Source organism: Serratia sp. H1w, assembly GCF_000633355.1.
Taxonomy (GTDB): Bacteria; Pseudomonadota; Gammaproteobacteria; order Enterobacterales; family Enterobacteriaceae; genus Chania.
The window spans coordinates 1-22,201 of sequence record NZ_AYMQ01000056.1 but is presented as its reverse complement, the minus strand read 5'-3'; the positions used below and the strand labels follow the sequence as shown (position 1 = coordinate 22,201).

Sequence of the window (22,201 nt, the reverse complement as noted above, 5' to 3'; positions counted from 1 at the left end):
AGTAAGTGCAGGTAACAACGCTGCAGTTTGAAAGACGACGGGTATTTATTTGCCGCTTTTAACTTTAGTCCATGAGCGGGTAATGACACGGTCAAGTTTCGGCGACTGTACGTTCAACGTATACAGTTTGGCGCGAATATCTGCCGGTGGATAAACGTTCGGGTTATCACGCACCTCGGCATTGACCAATGGCGTAGCGTCTTTCACCGCGTTGGCATAAAACACGTGGTTGCTGACGTCCGCGATCACCTCTGGCTTAAGCAGGAAGTTCAGGAACTGGTAGGCCGCGTCCTTGTTTTTGGCATCTGCTGGCATCGCAAACATGTCAAAGTAGGTCAGCGCCCCTTCTTTAGGGATCGAGTAAGCCACATTCACGCCGTTTTTGGCTTCTTTGGCACGGTTGGCAGCCTGCATGATATCGCCAGACCAGCCAATCGCCACGCAGATATCCCCATTCGCCAGATCGTTAATGTACTGGGAGGAGTGGAAGTAACGGATATTCGGGCGCAGCTTCATCAGCAGATCGTTGGCTGCACCGGTGTAATCTTCCGCATTGGTGCTGTTAGGATCTTTGCCCAGATAGTGCAGCACGGTGGCATACACTTCGCTTGGCGCATCCAGGAAGGAAACACCACAGCTTTTCAGTTTCTCCAGGTTTTCCGGCTTGAGGATCAGATCCCAGCTGTCGACCGGGGCATCTTTACCCAGTACCGCTTTGACCTTATCGACGTTATAGCCAATACCGGTGGTGACCATCATGTAAGGGATACCGTACTTATTCTCCTTGTCGTTATGCGCCACCAGTTGCAGCATTTCGGGATCAAGGTTTTTGTAGTTCGGTATCTTGCTCTTGTCCAGCGGCTCAAAAATACCGGCTTTGGACTGGCGCTCGAGGAAGTTGGATGATGGCACCACCAGATCATAACCGGTGCTGCCCGCCATCAGTTTGCCTTCCAGAACCTCGTTGGAATCAAAGACGTCATAAACCACTTTAATGCCGGTTTCTTTCTGGAATTTGGCCAAAGTATCCGGCGCAATGTAGTCGGACCAATTATAGATATGCAGCGTATTGTCTGCGGCCGACGCGGTGAAGCAAGCCGTCATCAGCAAGCCGCCAACCACACCCGATAACCACTTTTTACGTTGGGTGACCATCCGTAACTTCCTCCAAAACAAGGGGGTAAATGTGTATCCTGGCTGGATACAACGCCTTTGATTAGCCGAGCGCAACCGTTGCGATGGCGAGTGAATAGCTATGCAGTTGATTGCATGCGATTTTCTCACCTGCCAGCCCACGAGGTCACAAACAGGAGCGTGAGCCTTTAGCAAGATCAGCAGCATAACCGGAGTTGCCAGACGGTGCCAGCCTCCAGGGTAAAAAACGCCTTTTATCGATTAATTATGCACGTGTTCTGTATGTGATGCGGCAATAACGCCCGAAAAGACGAGAAATATCTGGCAATAAGGGGAGAAACGCAGAATATCTGGTTGTGAGGGGAAGTCAGGGCTGCGTGCCGCCAGATCTGCGGCACACATAATGTACAGCGGGGATTAATGCAGCATCGGCTGGCTGGCTACGGTAGCCGGGTTCTCTTCTTCATCACCCATAAACAGCAGATCGTTCGCCCGGGCTTCCAGGATCACCATCGAGATCTGCTCTTCGCCCTGTTGCATAAAGTGGGCAAACTGCTCAAAGGCAACGCCCACGGCAATGCTCAGGGACTGGCACACGATCAGTTTTGGCAGGTTGTCGTCTTGAATATCGACAAAGGCCTTGATGGTCAGCGAACTGGCATTGATTTGACTGAGATCGGCCACCAGCGGGATCAGCGCGGTTGGCTTGACTTCGGCCAGCGCGGAAAACAGGATCACATTGTCCACCAGATCGAGCTTGGCATCGAATACGCCGTCAAAGTTTTGCATGTGTGGCAGGTGCAGTGCCTGGCAAGAATCACATTCAAAAAACGAGATCCCCAATTGATCCAACCAACGTCGTAATAACGCCAAATCGGGGACGATGAGTGAATCCATAAATTACCAGCCTCACAGGGTTCAAAAACATGAAAAGGCGCATAGCTTACGGAATATTCAATCGAGATGCCACGATCAAAGCCGCTTAATTCACTAATGCGACCACACTGCACGGGATATCTACACCTGTTACTGCGCGTACAGGCTTGGCACGACAGCGAAAAGCGCCATTTTCTCAGCCGCCAGATTTCAGACGAAAGCCAGGTCGGGCCCGTTGTTCGATGTACTCGATCATCATGCCAGCAATATCCAGCCCGGTGGTGGTTTCTACGCCTTCCAACCCCGGTGAGGCGTTCACTTCCATCACCAGCGGGCCACGATCGGCACGCAGAATATCGACCCCAGCCACATCCAGCCCCAGCGTCGTAACGGCCTTGATCGCCGTGGCGCGCTCCTTGGCGGTGATATGTACTTTACGGGCAGTGCCGCCGCGATGCAGGTTGGAACGAAATTCCCCCGGCTTTGCCTGGCGTTCAATCGCTGCGACCACCCTGCCCCCAACAACCAGGCAACGAATGTCGCAGCCGTTGGCTTCGCGGATATATTCTTGCACCAGGATATGCGCGTTCAGGCCACGAAAGGCGTCGATGACGCTCTCCGCCGCCTGACGGGTTTCGGCCAATACCACGCCGATCCCCTGGGTGCCTTCGACCAGTTTCACCACCAGCGGTGCGCCCCCCACCAGCTCGATCAAATCACCGGTATCATCCGGCGAATGCGCAAAACCGGTAATGGGCAGGTCAATCCCCTGGCGCGCCAGCAGTTGCAGCGAACGCAGCTTGTCACGTGCCCGGGTAATGGCCACGGACTCATTGAGCGGATAGCTGCCGAGCAGTTCAAACTGGCGCAGCACGGCGGTGCCGTAAAACGTAATAGCGGAACCGATGCGCGGGATCACCGCATCATACCGTTCCAACTGGCGGCCGCGATAATGAATGCTCGGTGCCGCCGGGTTGATATTCATATAGCAAGACTGCGGATCGATAACATCGATACGGTGCCCACGCTGCTCGGCAGCCTCACGCAGTCTTTTGCATGAGTACAGCGAACCATCGCGTGAAAGAATGGCAATTTTCACTCGTCACCCCTAAAGGCGTTGATCACCTGCATTGGCAGGCATTCCCCATAGCCGCGTTTAGTCCTGCGGTCCCTGGTCTTGTTTATCTTTTGGCGGGGTACGCCGATCGTTCTGCGGCGGCATGCCACCACGCAGTAGCGGGCTCAATCCTTGTACTACGCGCCAGACCAAAAATGCGGCCGCAGGCACCATCAGGAAGACGCCAAGAAAAATCATGCCAACCGCCGCCTGCTGCGAAGCCAGTATGCCCGGCAAACGCACGTAGTCATGAATACTCAGATAAGAGAGTATCAACAGCACCATACCCAGGCCTTCAAGCACCAGCACCGAACGCGGTAAGTCACCGAATGAACGCATATTTTTATCTCCAGACTCACTGTGCTCAGTGTAGTGAATTCACCCACGTAGCAACAGCCCTAGATGATTAATCGGTTCTATAAATCAGACCAAGAGGCAGATCCTGCTTTTTTTTAGCCCTGCCAACGGGCATAGTAAGCGCCATGACGTGAGTGATTGCGCAACTGAAGTCTTTTTATGACGGAAGGAATGTCGTTACAATAACGGTTAATTATTAATAACAGACTAGGAGTGTTACATGTTTGCTGTAATCTTCGGGCGTCCGGGCTGTCCTTACTGTGTCCGTGCTAAAGAGCTGGCAGAGAAATTGACTGAAGAGCGTGACGATTTCAACTTCCGCTATGTTGATATCCACGCCGAAGGCATCACCAAGGCCGACTTGGAAAAAACCGTGGGCAAACCGGTTGAAACCGTACCGCAGATCTTTATCGATCAGGACCACATTGGCGGCTGCACCGATTTTGAAGCCTACGCCAAAGAAAACCTGAATCTGTTCCAGTAAGCTTCACGCTCGAACAAAAAAGGCCACCGAATAAAGGTGGCCTTTTTTATGCTCAGGATTTTTGCCGCAAAGTAAACTGTTGCCACGCATGCAACATCGCGCGTATCAGTAAATACAACATCCCGCCCAGAACACACCAGAACACGGCACTGACCGCGTAAGCCAACTCCTGCCAGAACGAATAGCCGGGCGTCAACCAAAAGTGGCGGATAATCAGACACAGCGGTACCGCACACAGTGCGCCAAGCAAAGGACACAGGATACGCTGCTTACTAGACAAATAGCTGGCGATAAAACCGGGAATAATAAACAACAGCAGGCCGGTTTCACCATGATGCTCAGACTCCGTCACGCCGACGGTACCGCTCTTCTGGACAAGAAAAACCAGGCTAAAGAGCAGAAAACAGCTGAAAATGCCCACCCAGTATCGATAACCCACCATCCACCTCTCCCTTCCATACCCGAAAACCGACGGGTATCGCGATGTGACCGCTGAATACATCGTAAAAAACAGCCTATCGCACAGACCTTGCGATACGCGGCCGAAATCGGCAGCGCTGGCTGAGCTTTTTCCTTGGTCAAAAAGGGTTAAATACGTATACCGACACAGCTTTATGCTGGCTGTCATACGTGATAGCGACTAGAATAAGCGCCGCCATTCGATGGTTCGGCTCGCCTTCCGATGGTTGGTTGTTATATAAGTTTTATCCATATACTCTATGGCTGAATCTAACTCTTATAGTGTTCTTTATCAAGAACTTACTGGTAAACAATAAGTTATCCCCCGTGAACATAAACGTCGCAAGTTTGTTAAACGGTAACTACATCCTGTTACTGTTTGTGGTACTCGCCCTGGGGCTCTGCCTCGGAAAGGTTCGTCTTGGCTCCGTTCAACTCGGTAATTCCATTGGCGTTTTAGTGGTCTCGCTGTTGCTTGGCCAGCAGCACTTTGCCATTAACACCGAAGCCTTGAGCCTCGGTTTTATGCTGTTTATTTTTTGTGTTGGCGTTGAAGCTGGGCCCAACTTCTTCTCGATATTTTTCCGCGACGGCAAAAACTACTTCATGCTGGCTCTGGTGATGGTGGGGACCGCGATGGTGCTCGCTCTCGGCCTGGGCAAGCTATTCCACTGGGATATCGGCCTTACCGCCGGTATGCTCGCCGGCTCGATGACCTCCACGCCGGTGCTGGTGGGGGCTGGCGATACGCTACGTAATACCATCACCAACGGCCCGGCGCTGCTTGCCGCGCAGGATCATCTGAGCCTGGGCTATGCCCTGACCTACCTGATTGGTCTGGTCAGCCTGATCTTCGGCGCTCGTTACCTGCCGAAATTGCAGCATCAGGATCTCTCTACCTCAGCCCAACAAATTGCCCGTGAACGCGGCCTTGATGCCGATAGCCAGCGCAAGGTCTATTTACCGGTGATCCGCGCCTATCGCGTTGGTCAGGAGCTGGTTGCCTGGGCTGATGGCAAAAACCTGCGTGAGCTGGGCATTTACCGCCAGACCGGCTGCTACATCGAACGAATTCGCCGTAATGGTATTCTGGCCAACCCGGACGGAGATGCGGTGTTGCAGGTCGGGGACGAAATTTCCCTGGTTGGCTACCCTGATGCGCACGCACGCCTGGACCCAAGTTTCCGTAACGGAAAGGAAGTGTTTGACCGCGATCTGCTGGATATGCGCATTGTCACCGAAGAGATCGTGGTAAAAAACAGCAATGCGGTCGGCAAGCGCCTGAGTCAGTTGAAGCTGACCGATCATGGCTGCTTCCTGAACCGGGTGATCCGCAGCCAGATTGAAATGCCGATCGATGACAGCATCGTGTTGAATAAAGGCGATGTGTTGCAGGTCAGTGGCGATGCCCGCCGGGTAAAAAGCGTGGCGGAGAAGATTGGCTTTATCTCCATTCATAGCCAGGTCACCGATCTGCTGGCGTTCTGTGCCTTCTTTATTATCGGCCTGCTGATTGGCCAGATCACCATTCAGTTCAGTAGCTTCTCCTTTGGTATCGGTAACGCCGCCGGGCTGCTGATGTCCGGCATCATGCTGGGCTTCCTGCGGGCCAACCACCCGACCTTTGGTTATATCCCCCAGGGCGCGTTGAATATGGTGAAAGAGTTCGGCCTGATGGTGTTTATGGCCGGTGTGGGTCTGAGTGCGGGTGCCGGTATCGGCCATAGCCTTGGCGCAGTCGGTGGCCAGATGCTCGTCGCCGGCCTGATTGTCAGCCTGGTGCCGGTGGTGATCTGCTTCCTGTTTGGTGCCTATATCCTGCGAATGAACCGTGCCCTGCTGTTTGGCGCCATTATGGGAGCGCGTACCTGTGCCCCAGCGATGGAAATCATAAGCGACACTGCACGTAGTAATATCCCTGCATTAGGTTACGCAGGCACCTATGCCATCGCTAACGTGTTGTTAACCTTGGCAGGCTCGCTCATCGTGGTGATCTGGCCAGCCATCATGGGGTAGTCAGGCTGGCTGAGCGATGATGTCATGGCAAAATATTTTTTGCTTTTTCTAGCAACAGGCAGAACTTTTCGATCGGGACATAGTCTGAATTAGTGCCACTGCTTTTCTTTGATGTCCCCATTTTGTGGAGCCCGTTAGTCCCGCCTTTTTAGGTTCAAGATTAACGGGTTTTTTGTTGCCTGAAATTTAACGAACTTATAAAAACGTATACAAAAATTTCTCGCTCAAAGGAGGAATTTTTGTATACGTGCCACATATTAACTTCCGAGCCTGACGTCAGCTCCCTCATCCTTTTGGATAAAACTGGGTGAGGGAAAACTGTTCTAAATTGTTGTGGTGCCGGGCATTCTCAGATTCAAAATCTCCACCTCAGCTTTTCACCAGCGGCACCACCAGCATATCCACCGCAATGTGGTTGATCGTGCGTCGCGTGCTGGACACCAAACGGCTCCACATATCGTAGTGGTGACCGAAAATCACCAAATCAATCCCCTTTTCATGGATAGCATTATTCAGTGCTTCGCTGAGTTCGCCACGGCCAATGATCACTTCACTGATGGGGTACTCCGTCTGCTGCTGAATGGCGTTAAGCATATTCCTCACCCGTTCGGAGAAGGTCTTATCGGTATAATTGAACTCGCCACTACCAAATTCGCTGTAGTGACTGGCTTGTTCATCGATATAAATCAGCGACAACTTGGCGTTTAGCGAACTAGCCAATTCAGAGCCCTTTCGCACCACCAATTCGGCATCTTCACTCAGATCGGTAGCGATAACGATATGTTGATAAGTCATGTTGTCAGCCCTCCGTATTGCCTAATACCCAGCCTGACCATCATCTACCTATTAATTCTAGCCTAGCGTGAGAGTTGTTGCCTGCTAGCTGGACGTGCTGCGACCATAATCCGTGCCTCATCCGTCATTACGGAAAGGTTCAGAAAATAAATAAAATATAAGATAGCGTGCTGCGCCTGAGCATTCCTTATACTCGCCTTGTCGATAAGAACAATCAGTGGCCTTCAATGGCCCAATCCTACCCCCCTCCCATTCGACGTTTATTCTCTGATTAATCCACACTTCGGCTTAGTCATTTACCCATGATTGGGCCCGATGTCGGCAACGCCACGCGCCATCTCCAGGATAATGCAATGTCAATCTCTCCCTCTGCCCGGGTCGCAAGCAACAGCTTGATCGAACCGGGGGCGATTATCGGTGCGCGCGTCAGCATTGGCCCCTTTTGCATCATCGCAGCCGACGTCGAGATCGGTGACGATACGGTCATAGCTTCCCACGTAAGCATCAACGGCCTCACCCGTATTGGCCGCGATAACGTTATCGGGCAGTTTTCCACCATCGGTGAAGTGAATCAGGATTTGAAATATGCCGGTGAAGCCACCGACGTGGTGATTGGCGACAGGAATCGGATCGGCAAAAATGCGACCATTCATCGCGGTACCGTGCAAGGATATCGCCGAACCACCATTGGCAATGACAACCTGTTCTTAAACAACGTCCATATTGGTCATGATTGCATTGTCGGCAATACCACCGTGATCGGTGATAACTCGGGGTTGGCCGGGCATGTTGAACTGGCTGATTTTGTGCAGATTGGGTTTATGTGCGCCATCCATCAGTTTTGTCTGCTGGGTGCCCATGCACACATCGCCAATCAATCCGGGGTCGTGCAGGATGTTCCACCGTTTGTCCGCGCCAGTGGCAACCATGCGGCCCCCATCGGGGTCAACGAGTCAGCGGTAGCCTTCCAATCGTTGGATAGCCAGCAACAGCAGGTGATCCTGGCACTGTATAACATGTTGTACCACAATGCGCTGGCGATCGATGAAGTGAAACAGGAGGCGCAACGCTTGAGCGAAACCTATCCGCTGCTGCAGTGGTTTAACTCTTTCTTCTCACGCTCGGCGCGCGGCATTATTCGCTAGATAGGTAAGCGGGCGTAGCATGCGGCTAAACGGGCGCAGCATGCGGCGCCCCTACATTAGAATGCGATTATTTAATTACCGCACGGCCGGTATTTTCACTGGCTGACCAGATGCGGTAGCGCACCTCTACATCCTTCGGCACATACACGACGATCGGCAGGCGGCTGTTATAGCGCTGCATCGCGGCATCTCCCAGATGAGCAGCCACAAACTCCTGACGCTTGGTATTATCCGGGCAAGCCATCATGGTAGAGGCCGGAGCCGAGAGCTTCGCCAGCACAAAGTAGTCGTAACCCCAACCGGCCAGCGTTTTGCTCTCCAGGTTGCCCCCCATCATGTGGCGGTTGCAATCCACTTCCAACGTTTGGCCAATCAGCAGCTCAACCTTAAAGTTCTCTTCATTTTCCTGCTTGGGCAAATAAATGACCTGCCGGCTCATCCCCGGTTCCGCTTTCGGGAACGGCGCGACCTTCTCCAACGGCTGCATATTGAGATCGTCATTTTCGGCGGTGGTGGCGGCAAAAGCGCTGACGGACGCAGCCATCAGCAGGCTGGTCACTACCATAGAAAGCTTGTTCATTTTTTATCCTTACAATTCATTATCTAATACCCGGCCACGCTAGCACAGTTTTCACCGTTAAATTATAGGTCAATTCTGGATATCACTACGCAGGCCGGTTGCCGAGATCGCTATCCATTAAGGTTTTCTTAAGGCAGGAAGATTACAGTAAGCCGATCTGTTATCGCCTATGAGCCTCCGTGTGAACTCGTCAAACGCCAAACAATCTTCATTAAATCAATCCTCAACGGTAAGCCAAATTAAGACTACCTCCCTTTACTCCTTGCCTACATCCTTTTACCGTTGGCAAGCCTTTGGGTTGTTGGTGACGGGTTTGCTGTTTATCTGGCTGTCACGCAATGAACAGTTGGATTGGGCAGTCAGCAATTATTGGTATGACGCCGCCAACCAGCGCTTCCCTTGGCAGAACAACTACTGGCTGGATCTGATTAACCATCGTCTGTTAAAGATTTCAGTGATTACCGGGGCGGTGTTGGCGCTGTTTTGGGGAATTTATCGCCGTAATCCACGGCTGATAGTCACCATGCTGTTGATCGGCATTGGGCCATTAGTGGTGGGGATCCTGAAAGCCACCAGCGCACATTCCTGCCCTTGGGATCTGCTGGAGTACGGTGGCAAGGCGATGTCGTTCCCACTGTTTGGCACCACACCCGCGTTTCCGGGGCCTGGCCGTTGTTTCCCCGGTGGCCATGCTTCCAGTGGCTTTGCCGTGATGGCGTTGTTCTTCCTGTTTTATCCGCAACGCCCACGCCTGGCTTACTGGTGTTGGTTCGGCGGTATCACGCTTGGCATGCTGATGGGCTTTGGCCAGATCATGCGGGGCGCGCATTTTCTTTCCCATAACCTGTGGGCCGGGTGGTGGGTCTGGTTCAGCCAGTTGGCTGTTTATTGGTGTATCAGCGGCTATATCCGCCGTAAGACGAGGTAATACTTAATGGAGCAGTTGAACTATCTTCTTTTCGCCTGGATCAATGCGACTCCGGCCAGCCCGGAATGGTTGATCGATCTTGCCACTTTCATCGCGCGGGATCTGATCGCCATTATCCCGCTGCTGATTGTCGGCCTGTGGCTCTGGGGGGCGCATAGCCAACTGACAGCACAGCGAGAAGTGGTAGCCAAAACGACTATTGCTCTGTTATTTGCCATGAGCGCCGCGGCCGCTATCGGTGCGTTGTTGCCCCATGAGCGCCCGTTTGTCGCCGGGATCGGCTATACCTTCCTGGCGCATGCTCCAGACAGCTCTTTCCCCAGCGATCATGGCACAGCCATCTTCACCTTCGCCCTGGCCTTCTTGTGTTGGCATCGTGCCTGGTCCGGTGTTTTGCTAATGGCCGTAGCAGTTGCCATCGCCTGGTCGCGCGTATTCCTCGGCGTGCACTGGCCGCTGGATATGGTTGGCGGTTTCCTGCTGGGCTGCGTGGGTTGCCTGTTTGCCCAATTGGTATGGAACCTGTTTGGCGATGCCATCGCCCAACGTTTGACGCGCCTGTACCATTTCCTGTTCGCCTTCCCGATCCGCAAGGGTTGGGTAAAGGAGTAATGCCTGCCGCAGGGGCTTGCCCCTGCGGCTATAGCACGCCCGTCGTCACACGAAATTCCCGCTTCTCTCCCGCTTTTAACATTGCTGCCATTGATGTGGCAGCAATCTCTGGGCTGCAACTGGCTGGCTGGATAAAAGCCGCCGCTCGCGAGTTAGCCCGTGGCCGCTGTAAGACGGCATAGCTGAATTGGCCGGTGGAAAAACGGGTCACATACCTTCTGCCGCACGGCGTCAGCATAAAGAACTCTGCCTGATCGACGTATAACGAAAGATCGTCTGAGCAAATGATCCGCTGCGGATTATCACGGATATTCAGCGCACAGCCCGGCAGGTTCTGGCGGAATACGGCCCCCTCCTCACAGGCATAGTTCATATGGCACATATAGCTCAATGGCTGAGCCTGCTCGGCCAGGTTATTGATCACCATTTCAATACTGAACTGTGTGCTGTTGGCGGCTAGCTGAACCGCCGGTTGAGTGCGGCATTGACTCTCGGCAGTGCTGGCTCGCACTGTAATTGCGTCTTCCTCCACCTCCAGCCAAACATCAACCACCGGACCATGATTAGCCGGCAAGCCCTGATGAGATGCAAAACAACCACGGGCATCATTACGCCGGGGCTGCGCGTGGCCAACGTTTGATTTGAGGGACTTGCCGTCAAATACGGCATCCCAAACCATCAAATCCTGATAGGGCAGCAGCGTTAAGGTGCCCCGCTGGTTTTGCAGCGCCAATGCGGCAACCTCACCAGGAAACATAAACGCGGTAACCGTAAAACCGGCACCGCGATACACTTCATTCGGCATTTTGCCGAACAGTCCAGGGTTCAGAGTCATGATCGTCTTCATCTTCTTTCCTCAGGGGCAGTCGTTGCACAGCGAACGGATTGGTCAATGTGTAATCTATGTTATTTAAATAACATTTACCGGCAAATCCTGTGGCGAGCAGTGCTCATCAATTCCGCTTATGACTAAAAAATTAGTGTTAATACAACTACCAATCGCCATGTGACAATGTTAGGATAATAACATCACTAACATCCCAAAGCGTTTATATACCCACTGAGGAATTACCATGACTACTGAACAGATTGATTACGCTAGCTATATCGACCATACCCTGCTGGCTATGGACACCACGGAAAGCCAGATCAACCAACTGTGCGAAGAAGCGCGTCAGCATAATTTCTATGCCGTTTGCGTTAACTCGGGTTATGTCCCGCTGGCCGCTCACCTGTTACAGGAAAGCAACGTTAAAGTATGTTCGGTTATCGGCTTCCCTCTGGGGGCGGGTTTGACCGTCTCGAAGGCTTTCGAAGCCAAAGCTGCCATTGCCGCAGGCGCACAGGAAATCGATATGGTGATCAATGTCGGTTGGCTGAAAAGCGGTCTGAATGAGGAAGTTAAAGCTGATATCGCCGCAGTGCGTGAAGTTTGCGCGGCTATCCCGTTGAAGGTAATATTGGAAACCTGTCTGCTCAGCGATGAACAAATCGTTGTGGTTTGTGAAATGTGTCGTGAACTGGACGTGGCCTTCGTGAAAACCTCTACCGGTTTCAGCACCGGCGGCGCCCGTGAAGAACACGTTAAGCTGATGCGTGCTACCGTAGGCAGCGAGATGGGCGTCAAAGCCTCTGGCGCAGTGCGCGATCGCGCTACCGCAGAGAAAATGATTGCCGCCGGTGCAACACGTATCGGCACCAGCTCGGGCGTTGCCATCGTTTCTGGCAATGCGGCTGCCGCTGGTAGCTACTGATTTTCGCTAGCTCTATCTAGTTATAGCGACTTTTAATGCGGGGTTGTGCCCTCAGTGCAAACTGGGTCTGCACTACTCCGCATTATTGTGTTGGAGCGAACGAAAGATACTTTTGGCTCCTCTATACCAGCAACCTGGGGTATAGACCTGTAGGAATAACTGATGGAAACCCGGCGCGACGAACGTATCAACCGGTTAGTTCAGGCTCTAAAGCGTTCTGACAAGATCCACCTGAAAGAAGCAGCCGCACTGCTCGGCGTCTCGGAAATGACTATCCGCCGCGATCTCAGTGCCGAACCCGCTGCTGTGGTGTTGCTTGGGGGTTACGTCGTAGCCGATCCACGTATCAACGGGGTCACCAATTACTTCGTCTCCGATCAGAAAGCCAAACAGGTCGCCGAAAAGCGCCGCATTGGCCTGCTGGCAGCACCGTTGGTCAACGAAAATGACACGGTATTCTTTGACTGTGGCACCACCACCCCGGCCATTATCGACGCCATTGCCGATGAACTGCCCTTTACCGCCATCTGCCACTCACTCAATACCTTCCTGGCACTGCAGGACAAACCTAACTGCAAGGTGATCCTGTGCGGCGGCGAATTCAAACCAAGCAACTACATTTTTACCGCCATTGGCCAGCATAACGAGTTGGACCATATCTGCCCTAACGTGGCCTTTATCTCGGCGGCTGGTATCACTTTGCAGCACGGCGCAACCTGCTACAACTTTGATGAGCTGGCAATGAAACATAAGGCGTTAGACAAGGCACAGCAAAAGATCCTGGTGGCCGACCACAGCAAATTTGCCCAAACCAAGCCCGCCTGCATCGGGCCGCTGGCGTTGTTCGATAAGGTGATCACCGATCGCCAACCCGACCCCGAGTTCGTCGAGTTTTTTAACCTGCACGCGGTTACTTTGCGTTTTTGACCCCGCTCCCGCAGCCGATTTATACCGTGTCCTTCAGCGCCCCATTGAAGGACGCGGTTGCCGAACGCCGTTAAATGCCGTTTTATTTTTGCACAATTAAACTGAAAAAATTCCTATTGAGCGATAATTACAGGTTAATAAATTGCAACAACTTGCCAAGGTTATTATTCTCCATGAAGATTAATAGCGCTAAATTGCACCACTCCTTACCCGGATAAAACAGCCTGCCACCACTATCTACCCCGCTATGCCACTTTTTATGGCCAGATCATTGGCTGAATTTACACAAATAATCAGGATTTATCTTTATTCATATGATGAATAGGAACGTTTTTTTATCGCACTAGCCTTGCTGCGAAATAGGATGTAATAATCAACAAAAATCAAAAAAAGTCAAAATAATCAAATAGATAACCATTTACCCCCCTGATAGTTAAATGTGATCTATATCACTAAACAGGCTTAATCCGGCTTTTTAGCTAGACCGAAACCAGCACATAAAATATATTGCTCGCCCTGCCACATAAGGCAGGTTTTTATCTGGCCAAACATCATACAAACCGGATAAAGACTGTGGTTTTAGTGAGAGCGATTGCAGCATGATGTTTTGCACAAATACGCAACATTTGCATGAAAATTTACAATAAAAGCCTTTAACCACACACATCACGCATTTGAGAGCACGATCACGGTTGTTTCTGCTGCAAATCGTTATCTTGCCGCCAACAAAATCGGTGGGCAGTTTCCCCGCCGACAGAAGCATCGGTGTTGGCCCCTTTAACAGCAGAAACCATTTTGACAGGTTAGCCCGTTAATTAGCCTGATAAACAATTCAGAGGCGCAATTCAACCTCTAGTTGTCACTACTGATTTTACCACTGGCGGCATAGCAACTTATTTCACCAGCGGATTTTAACCTTAAGTTTTTCTTTTGATTTTAAATTATCGTGTTCACCTCGGAGATATTTATGGACACTACACAGACCGGCACTATCGCCTCTGCAGCCTCAGGTTCCAGCACGGCCTGGCGTAAATCAGACACCATGTGGATGTTGGGCCTCTACGGCACCGCCATCGGCGCTGGCGTCTTGTTCTTGCCAATCAACGCCGGTATCGGTGGTTTGATCCCGCTGATCATCATGGCCATCATCGCTTTCCCGATGACCTTCTTTGCCCACCGTGGCCTGTGCCGTTTCGTGCTGTCTGGCAAAAACCCTGGTGAAGACATCACCGAAGTCGTAGAAGAGCACTTTGGCATCAGCGCTGGTAAGCTGATCACCCTGCTCTACTTCTTCGCCATTTACCCAATCCTGCTGGTCTATAGCGTCGCGATCACCAACACCGTGGACAGCTTCATCACCCACCAACTGGGGATGACCTCGCCACCGCGCGCCATTCTGTCGCTGATCCTGATCGTGGGCCTGATGGGCATCGTACGTTTCGGTGAGCAGGCCATCGTGAAGACCATGAGTATCCTGGTATTCCCGTTTGTTGCGGTACTGATGCTGCTGGCGGTATATCTGATCCCTAACTGGACCAGCGCCATCTTCGAAAACGTTTCGCTGGCCGGTTCTGGCAGCAGCCTGGGCCACGGCCTGGTGATCACCCTGTGGCTGGCAATCCCGGTAATGGTGTTCTCCTTCAACCACTCACCGATCATCTCAGCCTTTGCGGTAGCCAAACGTGAAGAATACGGCGTTGACGCCGAGAAGAAATGTTCCCGCATCCTGGGTTATGCACACATCATGATGGTGCTGACCGTGATGTTCTTTGTTTTCAGCTGCGTGCTGAGCCTGTCCCCGGCGGATCTGGCCGAAGCTAAAGCGCAAAACATCTCCATCCTGTCTTACCTGGCTAACCACTTTAACAACCCGGTTATCGAGTACATCGCGCCAGTGATCGCCTTTATCGCCATCACCAAATCTTTCCTGGGCCACTACCTCGGTGCTCGTGAAGGCTTTAACGGCATGATCGCCAAATCGATGAGAAGCCGTGGCAAGACCATCACCACCAACAAACTGAACCGCATCACCGCCATCTTCATGCTGGTGACCACCTGGATCGTCGCGACGCTGAACCCAAGCATTCTGGGCATGATCGAGAACCTGGGTGGCCCAATCATCGCGATGCTGCTGTTCCTGATGCCGATGTACGCTATCCGTAAAGTGCCTGCCATGCGCAAGTACAGCGGCCACATCAGCAACGTATTTGTGGTCGTGATGGGGCTGATTGCCATCTCTGCCATCCTGTACACCCTGTTCGGTTAATCACGCTCAGCCGGTGCCTTATGGCACCGGCTATCTCGAATCTCCCCCTCCCACCCCGCCGCGAACCAAGCATTACCCACCAGCCAATAACAACGGCAGGCAGAGGGGAATTAACCTCAAGAAGGAAGCGAGACTATGGTCAGCGTTTTCGACATTTTCAAAATTGGCATCGGCCCTTCCAGTTCCCACACCGTCGGCCCGATGAAAGCCGGTAAACTGTTTATCGATGATTTGCTGGCAGCCGGACAGCTCCACGACACAACGCGAGTAGCGGTTGACGTCTACGGCTCACTGTCATTGACGGGTAAAGGGCACCATACCGATATCGCGATTATTATGGGCCTGGCGGGTAATCTGCCTCATGACGTGGACATCGACAGCATCCCAGGTTTTATTCGCGATGTAGAACAACGTGGCCGCCTGTTGCTGGCAAAGGGTGTGCACGAAGTCGATTTTCCACCGCTCGGCGGTATGAACTTCCACAGTACCAACCTGCCGCTGCATGAAAACGGCATGTCGATCAGCGCCTATGCTGGCGATCGGTTACTGCACAGCAAAACTTATTATTCCATCGGCGGTGGGTTTATCGTTGATGAAGCAAGCTTCGGTCAATCGGCCAGCAATAGTGTAGCGGTCCCCTACCCTTACCGCTCCGCGCTGGATTTGCAGCAACACTGTAAAGATACCGGACTTTCGCTTTCCGGCTTGGTGATGCAGAACGAACTGGCACTGCGCAGCAAAGCTGAAATCGAAGCACACTTCGCCGATGTCTGGCAGGTGATGCGCGACGGTATCGAACGCGGTATGAATACCGAGGGGTTGCTACCTGGCCCGATGAAGGTACAACGCCGTGCCGCTGCATTGCGTCGCATCCTGGTCACCGGTGACAAGAACAATACCGATCCGATGAACGTGGTCGATTGGATCAACATGTTCGCGTTTGCGGTCAACGAAGAGAATGCGGCGGGTGGCCGGGTGGTGACGGCCCCCACCAACGGGGCCTGCGGCATTATCCCGGCGGTACTGGCGTATTACGACCAATTTATCCGCCCGGTGAACACCAATTCCTACAGTCGCTATTTCCTGGCTTCTGGAGTGATCGGCACGTTGTACAAGATGAATGCTTCAATTTCCGGTGCCGAAGTGGGCTGCCAAGGGGAAGTCGGCGTGGCTTGCTCAATGGCCGCGGCCGGTTTGGCAGAGTTGATGGGCGGTAGCCCGGCACAGGTTTGTATCGCCGCAGAGATTGCCATGGAGCACCATCTTGGGCTGACCTGTGATCCACTGGCCGGGCAGGTTCAGGTGCCTTGTATCGAACGTAACGCGATCTCCGCCGTGAAGGCAGTCAACGCCGCACGTATGGCACTGCGACGCACCAGCGAGCCGCGCGTTTGCCTGGATAAGGTGATCGAGACCATGTACGAGACCGGCAAGGACATGAACTCCAAATACCGCGAGACATCACAGGGCGGATTGGCGATCAAGGTTGTGGCGTGTAATTGATTTACCCCTCACCCCAACCCTCTCCCACAGGGAGAGGGAGCTGGTACAGCGCTGAATTCAGGTGCAGGAGTAAATTTTTGACATGTAACGACCACGAAATTGAAGACTGATGCAAGAGTAGATAGGTAGCACAGAACGGTCCCCTCTCCCTGTGGGAGAGGGTTAGGGTGAGGGAGCGCGATCAGCCGAAGATGCCGCCAAACCACTGAGTCAGCTTCATCATCACAAAATCCCACATGCGGCCGAAGAAGTTCCCTTCCTGTACTTCCTGCATCACCACCAGCGGATGTTGTTCGATAGTTTTACCATCCAGTTGGAAATCAATGGTACCCACCACCTGATTTTTCGCCAGCGGAGCTTCCAACGTAGGCTGGTTCAGCTTATAGCTGGCTTTCAGGTTTTTCATCTGCCCTTTAGGAATAGTGACCGCGGCATCCTTCGCTACGCCTAGCGGAACCTCACTCACGTCACCAAACCACACCTTCTGCGTCACAAACGCTTTGTCGGCTTTGATCGGCGTCGCGGTTTCATAAAAACGGAAACCCCAGGTCAGCAGTTTCTCGCTTTCACTAAAGCGCACGCGATCGCTCGGAGCACCCAGCACCACCGAAATCAGGCGCATTGGGCCATCGGTTGCCGAGGCAACCAGGTTGTGCCCGGCCCCACCGGTGTAGCCAGTCTTGATACCGTCCACGTTCAGGTTGGTGCTCCATAGCAGACGGTTGCGGTTAATCTGGCGGATCTTGTTGAAGGTGAACTCTTTTTCTTTATGCAGCGCATACTCATCCGGCACGTCGCGGATCAGCGCCTGACTCAGCAACGCCATATCGCGTGCGGTGCTGTATTGCCCTTCGGCATCCAGACCATGCACGGTCAGGAAGTGGGTATTTTGCAGACCAAGGGACTTGCCGTAATTGTTCATCAAGCCAACAAACGAATCCTGGCTCCCTGCCACGAAATCCGCCAAGGCGATGCTGGCGTCGTTACCTGATTGAATGACGATGCCCTTGTTGAGTTCAGAGACCGGCACCTGATCGCCGGGTTTGATAAACATCAATGAGGAACCGCGCAGCACCGGGTTACCGGTGGCCCAGGCATCTTTGCCTACGGTGACCAGATCGTCCGGTTTGATTTTACCGGCTTTAATCGCCTGACCAATCACATAGCTGGACATGATTTTAGTCAGACTCGCGGGATCCAGGCGGGTATCTGCGTTGCCTTCTGCCAGGATCTTGCCGCTGTTGTAATCCATCAATACATAGGCTTTCGCATCGACCTGCGGTGCGGCCGGAGCCTCTGCTGCCTGTGCGGCAGGCATTACCAATAACATGACGCCTACGCTGAGGGCCAATTTACCCAGAGGGGTGGTACTATTATTTTTCATCATGACGTCGCCAGAGTGTCCATTCAAACCATTGAAATAGCGTTAACTTTCAAACATGTTCACGTTTTCAGCCAACCAGCGAGAGTGGCACCAGGCCGCGCTGCCAACCGCGCAATAGCCAGCGGCTCCCATTTGGGCCAACGCGGCACCGAAAGTGCCCTTGCTGAGAGTTTATTAGATTGCTCTTATTTTTGCAGGGTTAAGGCTGATTTTTCTGATTTTTTACATAACTGTACGTAACCGCAGAGAAATGGGTTGGCAATCAGGCCGTACGCCAGGTTAGGCAAACCTTCAACAAACCGTCGTCGCACTGTCATCAAAGCGACTTATGCTCAGCGCATCTCACTGCGGCAACTGGCTGGCCGCCGCACGTATCCGTTATCCTGTATCCCAAGAGCTTTCCTTGCCGGAGAAATATTGATGGACTTAGCCCTGTTCGACCTGGACGAAACCCTGATTGATGATGACAGCGCCAGCCTGTGGGTCCGCTGGTTGGTGGCCGAAGGGTTCGCGCCAGCGGAGTTGGAGCGCCAGGAGCAACTGCTGATGCAATCCTACTATCAGGGAAAACTGTCGATGGAAGAGTATATGCAGGCAACGCTGGTTCCGCTGACGGGTCTGAGTACCCAGACCGTCGCAGGTTGGGTACAGCGCTATATTCGCCGGGATATCCTACCCCGCGTCTACCCTGCGGCACGCGAGCGTATGCAATGGCATCGCGAACGCGGCGATTGCATTCTGGTTATTTCGGCAACGGGTGAACATCTGGTTGCCCCCATCGCCGAACAACTGGGAGCCGATGGGGCATTGGCTATCGGCGTCGAAGTGGCAGAAGGTCGTTTTACCGGCAATACCTACGGCACCATGACCTATCAACAAGGTAAGGTCATCCGCCTGCAACAATGGTTACAGCAACATCCTGAACGGCAATTTGCCCATAGCCACGGCTACAGTGATTCCATTAACGATAAGGCCATGCTGGAATATGTCGACAATGCCACCGTCATCAACCCGAATAGCGATCTGAGCACGCTGGCCGAACAGCACGGTTGGGAAGTGTGCCACTGGGAACGCTGATTTCAAGGTGACAAAAGCGGCTTTGTAGCGTAGGTATTACAGTTACTTTTATCCAGTCGATGAGGAGGTGCTTTGTGCTGACCATTTGGGGCCGTGAAAATTCCAACAACGTCAAAAAAGTGCGTTGGTGTGCCGCTGAACTGGGGTTGAATTATACCCATATCAACGCCGGTGGTGCCTACGGCAAGGTTAACGATGAGCCTTACCGTTCCCTCAACCCCAACGGCCTGGTGCCGCTGTTGCAGGATGAGGATTTCGTGTTGTGGGAGTCCAATACCATCGTGCGCTATCTGGCGGCCAAGTTCGGCCAGGCGCCATTTTACCCGCAGGATCTCCAGGCCCGTGCCGCGGCAGAAAAGTGGATGGACTGGAATACCTCAACCATTACTGCCCCCTTCCGCACCGTGTTCTGGGGCATGGTTCGTACCCCGCCCGAAAAACGTGATATGGCCCAGATCGAGGCCGCCATCGCCGAATTGGAACAACATTTTGCCATCATCGAGCGGACATTGGCTGAACAACCTTATCTCTCTGGCCAAGAGTTCGGGATTGGCGATATTCCGCTCGGCAGCTTTGTTTACGCCTGGTTCTCCATGCCGATCAAGCGTCAGCCCAGCCCGCATATGGAACGCTGGTACCAACGGCTGTGCGCCCGCCCGGCTTACCAACACGCAGTAATGATACCACTCACCTGATTGCCACAGTGCCCCTGCCGGGGCACGTCGTACAACGGAGGTACGAAGAAGTATGTCATTGTTTTATTTACAGGTACGCCGCAACCATCTGACGCTGAAAAGCCTTGAGACACAGAAGACCGCCTCCGGCGCTGCCGATTTCAGCACCCAACGACTGCTAATTGGCCAATTCTTTGTTGCCGAATTCTGCCTGTACAACCTGGTCCCGCAGTTCTTTCCTGGGTTTATCAATCAACTTAGGCGCCGTCACCTTCGCCATGACATAGTGATCCATGCAATGGAAATGCTGGAAGGTGGTGTCAGTCAGGTAGAACAGCGGATCCTGCAGGAAATTACTGTTGCAGGCTTTCCCAAAGGATACCACTCAGTTTATGCAGACCCGCATCCTCTGAGCGACGACACGGTAAAACGTATTTTCTTAATGAAATCCGACCAGGTACTTACCGCCATCGACCTCAAACGCGCCTAAATTTCAATATGTTGCATTTTCCATTTGCTGTGCTTAAGTTAGTGGATTGATCCAGGAGGCACGATGAAAATCACCGTAACAGACGCTCTACAAGCCGCAGATACCGAAGAAATTCGCAATCATTTGAAAGCATTCAATCACCAATTTGTCGGCGATATCCTGAACAAGAATATCGGGGTTTTTGCCCTCGACGATCACGGCAATAAAATTGCGGGGTTAACCGGCAGTACCGTGGGTCATTGGCTGAGCATCGAGTTGCTTTGGGTTTCCGAGGCGCTGCGGGGTGAAGGCGTCGGCAAGCAGATCATCCAGGAGGCAGAGCGGCAGGCAATTGCCGCAGGATGCCGTTACGCTCGGGTTGATACTTTCAGCTTTCAGGCCCGCCCATTCTACGAAAAGTTGGGCTACCAGCTTCAGATGACGCTGCACGATTACCCGGTAAAACATGAGCGCTATTTCTTCACCAAAACCCTCACTGACTGACAGGTAACGCAATGGAAACCCAAGAGATGGTCATCAACTGCGTGGCGTATCAGGCCGGTAAACGGCTGGCCGACGTGACGATTGACGATATCAGTGAAGTGGTCAAAGAGCCGGATACCTTTATCTGGCTGGGCTTGTGGCAACCGGAAGATGCCTTTATGCGCAAGATCCAGGAGGAATTCGGCCTGCACGATCTGGCGATTGAAGACGCCCTCTGCGCCCACCAGCGGCCGAAAATAGAGACCTACGGTGATTCGCTGTTTATCGTAGTGAAAACCGCACGCTGGGAAAATGAGGAAGTCGAATACGGTGAAACCCACTTTTTCGTTGGCAAAAACTTCCTGATCAGCGTGCGTCACGGAGCCTCCGCAAGCTATGCCCCCATTCGTGCCAAAGCAGAGGAAAACCCTAAGCAACTGTGCCACGGGTCTGGTTTTGCGCTGTATACCGTATTGGATTTTATCGTCGACAACTATCGCCATATCGTCGGCAAGTTTGAAACGATGATCGAAGACATCGAGTCCAATATGTTCCGTTCGGAGTTTGACGAAACCGCCATCGAAAACGTCTACAGCCTGCGCCGTCACCTGCTCGGCCTGCGTAATGCGGCCCTGCCGATGGATGAGATCTGCAACCAACTGATCCATCTGCATGAGGATGTGATCCCCAAAGAGCTGCGAGCTTATGTGCGCGACGTGCAGGACCACACCCGGCAGGTAGCCAGCACGCTGGACGATATGCGCGAAATGCTGACCAACGCCATGCACGTCAATCTGGCGCTGGTCACGGTCAAGCAAAACGAGGTGGTTAAACGCCTGGCGGGCTGGGGGGCAATACTGGCTATCCCTACGGTGATCTTCAGCCTGTACGGTATGAACTTCACCGATATGCCCGAATTGAAGTTTCCCTGGGCTTACCACACGACGCTGGGCGTCACGGTCGCTGGCTGCTTCTTCCTGTACCAAAAGCTCAAGCGTTCCGGTTGGTTATAGCCAGCCCCCTCACCCTAACCCTCTCCCCAGGGAGAGGGAACTGATCGAGTTCGTTGACGGCTTGACGTAATACCGTACCTTCCGAAGCGGCACAGATTACCCACCGACTCCGGACTAGCTCCCTCGCCCTGTGGGAGTGTACAGACCG

Annotated in this window: 23 protein-coding genes; 14 read left to right on the top strand and 9 right to left on the bottom strand. The window is 52.9% G+C overall.

Going from position 1 to position 22,201, the window contains the following annotated elements; all coding sequences use genetic code 11:
- Positions 1-45: 45 nt before the first annotated feature.
- The 4 genes from potF to U869_RS0113495 all read right to left on the bottom strand — a co-directional run bounded on the left by potF (position 46) and on the right by U869_RS0113495 (position 3,466).
- Entirely contained in the window at positions 46-1,155 is a 1,110-nt protein-coding gene (potF, locus tag U869_RS0113510; protein WP_025119335.1) for a spermidine/putrescine ABC transporter substrate-binding protein PotF, read from the bottom strand.
- 396 nt (positions 1,156-1,551) lie between these two features.
- Positions 1,552-2,031: a YbjN domain-containing protein gene (locus U869_RS0113505; RefSeq protein ID WP_025119334.1), complete on the bottom strand. Its 480-nt coding sequence runs from the start codon at positions 2,029-2,031 to the stop codon at positions 1,552-1,554.
- Between the two features lie 175 nt (positions 2,032-2,206).
- Positions 2,207-3,109, bottom strand: coding sequence for a 30S ribosomal protein S6--L-glutamate ligase (gene rimK, locus U869_RS0113500; RefSeq protein WP_025119333.1), 903 nt, complete (start codon positions 3,107-3,109; stop codon positions 2,207-2,209).
- Between the two features lie 57 nt (positions 3,110-3,166).
- On the bottom strand, positions 3,167-3,466 hold the full coding sequence (locus tag U869_RS0113495) for a YbjC family protein (protein ID WP_025119332.1): 300 nt from the start codon (positions 3,464-3,466) through the stop codon (positions 3,167-3,169).
- 238 nt (positions 3,467-3,704) lie between these two features.
- Between U869_RS0113495 and U869_RS0113490 the strand changes: the two genes are divergently transcribed.
- Positions 3,705-3,968, top strand: coding sequence for a GrxA family glutaredoxin (locus tag U869_RS0113490; RefSeq protein ID WP_025119331.1), 264 nt, complete (start codon positions 3,705-3,707; stop codon positions 3,966-3,968).
- 52 nt (positions 3,969-4,020) lie between these two features.
- Here the strand turns inward: U869_RS0113490 and U869_RS0113485 are convergent, their stop codons facing one another.
- Positions 4,021-4,410, bottom strand: a complete 390-nt coding sequence (locus U869_RS0113485) for an inner membrane protein YbjM (protein WP_025119330.1) — start codon at positions 4,408-4,410, stop codon at positions 4,021-4,023.
- A 344-nt stretch (positions 4,411-4,754) separates the two neighbouring features.
- Here U869_RS0113485 and U869_RS0113480 point away from each other — a divergent pair, with 344 nt between their 5' ends.
- Positions 4,755-6,443 carry an aspartate:alanine antiporter gene (locus U869_RS0113480; protein WP_025123983.1) on the top strand — a complete coding sequence of 563 codons (1,689 nt, stop codon included), beginning with the start codon at positions 4,755-4,757 and terminating at the stop codon, positions 6,441-6,443.
- 369 nt (positions 6,444-6,812) lie between these two features.
- Here U869_RS0113480 and U869_RS0113475 read toward each other — a convergent pair whose 3' ends face one another.
- The gene (locus U869_RS0113475) at positions 6,813-7,238 is read right to left on the bottom strand and encodes a universal stress protein (RefSeq protein WP_025119328.1); all 426 of its coding nucleotides are present in this window, start codon (positions 7,236-7,238) and stop codon (positions 6,813-6,815) included.
- 353 nt (positions 7,239-7,591) lie between these two features.
- On the opposite strand from U869_RS0113475, the gene lpxA reads away from it, so the two are divergent.
- A complete protein-coding gene (gene lpxA / locus U869_RS0113470) occupies positions 7,592-8,383 on the top strand; it encodes an acyl-ACP--UDP-N-acetylglucosamine O-acyltransferase (RefSeq protein WP_025119327.1) in 792 nt (263 codons plus the stop codon).
- A 67-nt stretch (positions 8,384-8,450) separates the two neighbouring features.
- On the opposite strand, the gene eco is transcribed toward lpxA, so the two are convergent.
- On the bottom strand, positions 8,451-8,963 hold the full coding sequence (gene eco, locus U869_RS0113465; protein WP_025119326.1) for a serine protease inhibitor ecotin: 513 nt from the start codon (positions 8,961-8,963) through the stop codon (positions 8,451-8,453).
- Between the two features lie 169 nt (positions 8,964-9,132).
- Between eco and U869_RS0113460 the strand changes: the two genes are divergently transcribed.
- Together U869_RS0113460 and ybjG are read left to right on the top strand one after the other, a co-directional pair.
- Entirely contained in the window at positions 9,133-9,891 is a 759-nt protein-coding gene (locus tag U869_RS0113460; protein WP_037408175.1) for a phosphatase PAP2 family protein, read from the top strand.
- Between the two features lie 6 nt (positions 9,892-9,897).
- The gene (gene ybjG / locus U869_RS0113455; RefSeq protein WP_025119324.1) at positions 9,898-10,503 is read left to right on the top strand and encodes an undecaprenyl-diphosphate phosphatase; all 606 of its coding nucleotides are present in this window, start codon (positions 9,898-9,900) and stop codon (positions 10,501-10,503) included.
- A 28-nt stretch (positions 10,504-10,531) separates the two neighbouring features.
- Here ybjG and U869_RS0113450 read toward each other — a convergent pair whose 3' ends face one another.
- Complete coding sequence (locus tag U869_RS0113450; RefSeq protein ID WP_025119323.1) at positions 10,532-11,350, bottom strand: hypothetical protein; 819 nt, start codon at positions 11,348-11,350, stop codon at positions 10,532-10,534.
- Between the two features lie 226 nt (positions 11,351-11,576).
- Here U869_RS0113450 and deoC point away from each other — a divergent pair, with 226 nt between their 5' ends.
- The 4 genes from deoC (at position 11,577) to U869_RS0113430 (ending at position 16,953) form a co-directional block, all read left to right on the top strand.
- Positions 11,577-12,257 (top strand): deoxyribose-phosphate aldolase, encoded by a 681-nt coding sequence (gene deoC, locus U869_RS0113445; RefSeq protein ID WP_025119322.1) that lies wholly within the window; start codon positions 11,577-11,579, stop codon positions 12,255-12,257.
- A 162-nt stretch (positions 12,258-12,419) separates the two neighbouring features.
- Positions 12,420-13,184, top strand: coding sequence for a DNA-binding transcriptional repressor DeoR (gene deoR, locus U869_RS0113440; RefSeq protein WP_025119321.1), 765 nt, complete (start codon positions 12,420-12,422; stop codon positions 13,182-13,184).
- A 967-nt stretch (positions 13,185-14,151) separates the two neighbouring features.
- On the top strand, positions 14,152-15,450 hold the full coding sequence (locus U869_RS0113435; protein WP_025119320.1) for an HAAAP family serine/threonine permease: 1,299 nt from the start codon (positions 14,152-14,154) through the stop codon (positions 15,448-15,450).
- Positions 15,451-15,585: 135 nt separating this feature from the next.
- A complete protein-coding gene (locus U869_RS0113430) occupies positions 15,586-16,953 on the top strand; it encodes an L-serine ammonia-lyase (protein WP_025119319.1) in 1,368 nt (455 codons plus the stop codon).
- 181 nt (positions 16,954-17,134) lie between these two features.
- On the opposite strand, the gene U869_RS0113425 is transcribed toward U869_RS0113430, so the two are convergent.
- On the bottom strand, positions 17,135-18,340 hold the full coding sequence (locus tag U869_RS0113425) for a serine hydrolase (RefSeq protein ID WP_025119318.1): 1,206 nt from the start codon (positions 18,338-18,340) through the stop codon (positions 17,135-17,137).
- A gap of 417 nt (positions 18,341-18,757) precedes the next feature.
- Here U869_RS0113425 and U869_RS0113420 point away from each other — a divergent pair, with 417 nt between their 5' ends.
- The 5 genes from U869_RS0113420 to U869_RS0113400 all read left to right on the top strand — a co-directional run bounded on the left by U869_RS0113420 (position 18,758) and on the right by U869_RS0113400 (position 22,053).
- Positions 18,758-19,414 carry an HAD family phosphatase gene (locus U869_RS0113420; RefSeq protein WP_025119317.1) on the top strand — a complete coding sequence of 219 codons (657 nt, stop codon included), beginning with the start codon at positions 18,758-18,760 and terminating at the stop codon, positions 19,412-19,414.
- A 74-nt stretch (positions 19,415-19,488) separates the two neighbouring features.
- A complete protein-coding gene (locus tag U869_RS0113415) occupies positions 19,489-20,109 on the top strand; it encodes a glutathione S-transferase family protein (RefSeq protein WP_025119316.1) in 621 nt (206 codons plus the stop codon).
- A gap of 52 nt (positions 20,110-20,161) precedes the next feature.
- Entirely contained in the window at positions 20,162-20,578 is a 417-nt protein-coding gene (locus U869_RS0113410; RefSeq protein WP_025119315.1) for a YjaA family stress response protein, read from the top strand.
- A gap of 63 nt (positions 20,579-20,641) precedes the next feature.
- Entirely contained in the window at positions 20,642-21,061 is a 420-nt protein-coding gene (locus U869_RS0113405; protein ID WP_025119314.1) for a GNAT family N-acetyltransferase, read from the top strand.
- An 11-nt stretch (positions 21,062-21,072) separates the two neighbouring features.
- A complete protein-coding gene (locus tag U869_RS0113400; RefSeq protein WP_025119313.1) occupies positions 21,073-22,053 on the top strand; it encodes a magnesium and cobalt transport protein CorA in 981 nt (326 codons plus the stop codon).
- Positions 22,054-22,201: the final 148 nt, after the last annotated feature.